The sequence below is a fragment of the Nocardioides sp. genome, from assembly GCF_036401255.1.
Taxonomy (GTDB): Bacteria; Actinomycetota; Actinomycetes; order Propionibacteriales; family Nocardioidaceae; genus Nocardioides.
This window is the reverse complement of record NZ_DASWVI010000028.1, coordinates 1-4,157: the sequence shown is the minus strand read 5'-3', so window position 1 is coordinate 4,157 and position 4,157 is coordinate 1. Positions and strand designations below refer to the sequence as shown.

Below are 4,157 nucleotides of genomic sequence, written 5' to 3'. Positions count from 1 at the left end.
CGGGTCGTCCCGGTGCTCCGGGCCGCGGTGCTCCCGGTCGCGGTGGCGCGCCGGGTCGCGGCGGTGCCGGTGCCGGTGCCCCGGGTCGTCCCGGTGGCGGCGGCTTCGGCCCCAGCGGTGGTGGCCGTCCCGGTGGTGGCCGTCCCGGTCAGCGTGGCCAGACCCAGGGTGCGTTCGGTCGCCCCGGCGGTCCGTCGCGGCGTGGCCGCAAGTCCAAGCGGGCGCGTCGCCAGGAGTTCGAGGCCATGGAGGCCCCGACGATCGGCGGCATCCGCGTCCGCAAGGGCAACGGCGAGACCGTCCGGCTGCCCCGCGGTGCGTCGCTCACCGACTTCGCCGAGAAGATCAACGTCGAGCCGGCCCAGCTGGTGCAGATGCTGTTCAGCCTCGGCGAGATGGTCACCGCGACCGAGTCCGTCAACGACGAGACCCTCGAGCTGCTCGGCGAGGAGCTCAACTACGTCGTCGAGGTCGTGTCCCCCGAGGACGAGGACCGCGAGCTGCTCGAGTCCTTCGACATCGAGTTCGCCGACGACGAGGAGGACGAGGAGCACTTCGAGAGCCGTCCGCCGGTCGTCACGGTGATGGGTCACGTCGACCACGGCAAGACCAAGCTGCTCGACGCGCTGCGCCACGCCAACGTGGTGGCGGGCGAGGCCGGCGGCATCACCCAGCACATCGGCGCCTACCAGGTGCACACCGATGTCGACGGCGAGGACCGCCGGATCACCTTCATCGACACCCCGGGTCACGAGGCGTTCACCGCCATGCGTGCGCGCGGCTCGCAGTCCTCGGACATCGCGATCCTCGTGGTCGCGGCGGACGACGGCGTGATGCCGCAGACCGTCGAGGCGCTCAACCACGCCAAGGCGGCCGGCGTGCCGATCGTGGTCGCGGTCAACAAGATCGACAAGCCCGAGGCCGACCCGACCAAGGTCCGCGGCCAGCTGACCGAGTACGGCCTGGTCCCCGAGGAGTACGGCGGCGACACGATGTTCGTCGACGTCTCGGCCAAGTCCGAGCTCAACCTCGACAAGCTGCTGGAGGCGGTCGTGCTGACCGCCGACGCGTCGCTGGACCTGCGCGCCAACCCCAACCGGGACGCGCAGGGTCTGGTCATCGAGGCGCACCTCGACCGTGGTCGCGGCCCCGTGGCCACGATCCTGGTCCAGCGCGGCACGCTCCGCGTCGGCGACTCGATCGTCGCGGGCCCGGCCCACGGCCGCGTCCGGGCGATGCTCGACGAGTACGGCAACGAGCTGACCGAGGCCACCCCGTCGCGCCCCGCCATGGTGCTGGGTCTGTCCGCCGTCCCCGGCGCCGGACAGAACTTCATCGTGGTCGAGGACGACCGGATGGCGCGCCAGATCGCCGAGAAGCGTGAGGCCCGCGAGCGGGCGGCCATGCAGGCCAAGCGCCGCGTGCGCCGTACGCTCGAGGACTTCATGGCCTCCATGGAGAAGGGCGAGAGCCAGGAGCTCAACCTGATCCTGAAGGGCGACGTGTCCGGTTCGGTCGAGGCGCTCGAGGACGCGCTGGCGAAGATCGACGTCGGCGACGAGGTGAGCCTGCGCGTCATCGACCGCGGTGTCGGTGCGATCACCGAGACCAACGTCGACCTGGCGGCCGCCTCCGACGCGATCATCATCGGCTTCAACGTCCGCCCGCAGGGCAAGGCCACCGAGCTCGCCGACCGCGAGGGTGTGGAGATCCGCTACTACACGGTGATCTACCAGGCCATCGAGGAGATCGAGGCCGCGCTCAAGGGCATGCTCAAGCCGGTCTACGAGGAGTCGACCCTCGGCCAGGCGGAGATCCGGGCGATCTTCCGCTCGTCGAAGGTCGGCAACATCGCCGGCTGCATGGTCACCAGCGGCCTGATCCGCCGCAACGCCAAGGTCCGGGTCATCCGCGACGGCGCCGTGGTGGCCGACAACCTCGACCTCGCGTCGCTCAAGCGCGAGAAGGACGACGCGTCCGAGGTCCGCGAGGGCTTCGAGTGCGGTCTGGTGCTGCGCAACTTCCAGGACATCAAGGAAGGCGACATCGTCGAGGCGTTCGAGATGCGCGAGATCGCGCGCAGCTGATCACTGCCGAGTCGGCGCCAGTTTCCCGGTCTTCGCGGAAACTGGCGCCGACTCGGCGCGTGCGGGAGGGAAACTGGCGCCGACTCGGCGTCTGATGAGGGTTTGAGAGAGTAGGAAGCATGAGCAACCCACGCGTCCGCAAGATCGCCGACCGGATCCAGGTGATCGTCGCGGAGATGCTGGAGCGCCGGATCAAGGACCCGCGCCTGGGGTTCGTGACCGTCACCGACGTCCGCGTGACCGGCGACTCGCAGCAGGCGACGATCTTCTACACGGTGCTGGACCAGGCCGGTGACGACGAGGCCGCGCTCGCGAGCACGGCCGCCGCGCTGGAGTCGGCCAAGGGGCTGCTGCGCTCGGAGGTCGCCAAGCAGCTGGGGATGCGCACGGCGCCGACGCTGACGTTCGTCGCCGACGCGCTGCCGGAGAGCGCGCGCCACCTCGACGAGGTGCTGGCCCGTGCGAAGGCGCTGGACGAGGAGGTCGCGGCCCGCCGCGGCACCGAGTTCGCCGGCGGCGAGGACCCCTACAAGAAGCCCCGCGACGTCGAGGCCGACGAGTCCGACGGGGTCGATGACGGCGAGTGACACCGGCCCGGTCGCGGGGTCGGTCGCCGGGCTGGTCATCGTCGACAAGCCCGCCGGCCTGACGTCGCACGACGTCGTGTCGCGGGTGCGCCGGCTCGCCGGCACCCGCAAGGTCGGACACGCCGGCACGCTCGATCCGATGGCCACCGGTGTGCTCGTGCTCGGGATCAACCGCGCGACCCGGCTGCTCGGGCACCTGATGCTCACCGAGAAGGCGTACGACGCCACCATCCGGCTCGGCGTCTCCACGACCACCGACGACGCCGAGGGCGAGGTGACCGCCACCGCCTCCACCGCGCGGCTGGACGAGGCGACGGTCCGGTCCGCGGCGGCCGAGTTCGTCGGCGACCTGCTCCAGGTGCCGACCGCGGTGTCGGCGATCAAGGTCGACGGCAAGCGCGCCTACCAGCGGGTCCGTGCGGGCGAGGACGTCGAGCTGGAGGCCCGTCCCGTCACCGTGCACGAGCTCGTGGTCCACGACGTCCGCCCCGGCGAGGAGTCGGTCGACCTCGACGTCTCGGTGCGGTGCTCGAGCGGCACCTACGTGCGCGCGATCGCGCGCGACCTCGGCGCCCGCCTCGGTGTCGGTGGGCACCTGACCGCGCTGCGGCGTACCGCCGTCGGCCCCTACCGTCTGGAGACGGCGCACACGCTCGAGCAGCTCGCCGAGGACTTCACCGTGCTGCCGGTGGCCGACGCCGCCCGAGCGGCGTTCGCGAGCGTCGATCTCGACGACGCCCAGGCCGCCGACGTCCGCTTCGGCCGGCCGCTGCGGCTCGAGCTCGCCGGGTTGAGCGCGGTGTTCGCACCCGACGGACGGTTCCTCGCGCTCTACGAGCCCCGCGGCGGTGTGGCGAAGGCTGTCGCGGTGTTCGTCTGAGCCCTCGCTAGGCTGCCCGGGTGCAGATCTGGCGCTCCCTGGAGGAGATCCCCTCCGACCTCGGACCCACCGTCGTGGTCGTCGGCAACTTCGACGGCGTGCACCTCGGACACCGCCACGTGGTCAACCGGGCGCGCGAGACCGCGGCCGAGCGGTCCCTGGCGGTCGTCGCGGTGACCTTCGACCCGCACCCGATGGCCGTGCTCCGGCCCGAGCACGCGCCGATGACGCTGACGTCCCTGGAGCGACGCGCCGAGCTGCTCGCGGAGGCCGGGGCCGACGGGGTGCTGGCGCTGCCCTTCGACCGCGACGTCGCCCGGTGGACCCCCGAGGAGTTCGTGCAGCGCGTGCTCGTCGACGGCCTCCACGCCGCCGCGGTCGTGGTCGGGGCCAACTTCCGCTACGGCCACCGCGCCGCCGGCGACGTCGCGACGCTGCGCGAGGCCGGTGAGCGCCACGGCTTCACCGCCGAGGGCATCCCGCTCGACGGAGGGCCGCAGGTGTGGTCCTCGACGTACGTCCGGATGAGCCTGGCCGCCGGTGACGTTGCCGGTGCCGCCGAGGCGCTCGGCCGGCCGTACTCGGTGCGCGGCGTGGTCGTGA

At 72.1% G+C, this 4,157-nt stretch carries 4 protein-coding genes; all 4 read left to right on the top strand.

From position 1 onward, the window contains the following. The coding region (infB, locus tag VGD85_RS01170) for a translation initiation factor IF-2 (RefSeq protein WP_331061620.1) at window positions 1-2,087 on the top strand (2,087 nt) is incomplete at its 5' end. Between the two features lie 119 nt (window positions 2,088-2,206). Beyond that, window positions 2,207-2,674, top strand: a complete 468-nt coding sequence (gene rbfA, locus VGD85_RS01165) for a 30S ribosome-binding factor RbfA (RefSeq protein ID WP_331061619.1) — start codon at window positions 2,207-2,209, stop codon at window positions 2,672-2,674. Then, window positions 2,661-3,554, top strand: a complete 894-nt coding sequence (gene truB, locus VGD85_RS01160) for a tRNA pseudouridine(55) synthase TruB (RefSeq protein WP_331061618.1) — start codon at window positions 2,661-2,663, stop codon at window positions 3,552-3,554. Before rbfA ends, truB begins: the two co-directional genes overlap by 14 nt. A gap of 20 nt (window positions 3,555-3,574) precedes the next feature. Then, window positions 3,575-4,157 (top strand): adenylyltransferase/cytidyltransferase family protein (gene ribF, locus VGD85_RS01155; RefSeq protein WP_331061617.1); only part of this gene is annotated, 583 nt, incomplete at its 3' end.

What these genes read in the sequence shown, in the direction of transcription:
- rbfA (WP_331061619.1), top strand. Translation starts at nt 2,207, where the DNA reads ATGAGCAACCCACGCGTCCGCAAGATCGCCGACCGGATCCAGGTGATC.
- truB (WP_331061618.1), top strand. Translation starts at nt 2,661, where the DNA reads ATGACGGCGAGTGACACCGGCCCGGTCGCGGGGTCGGTCGCCGGGCTG.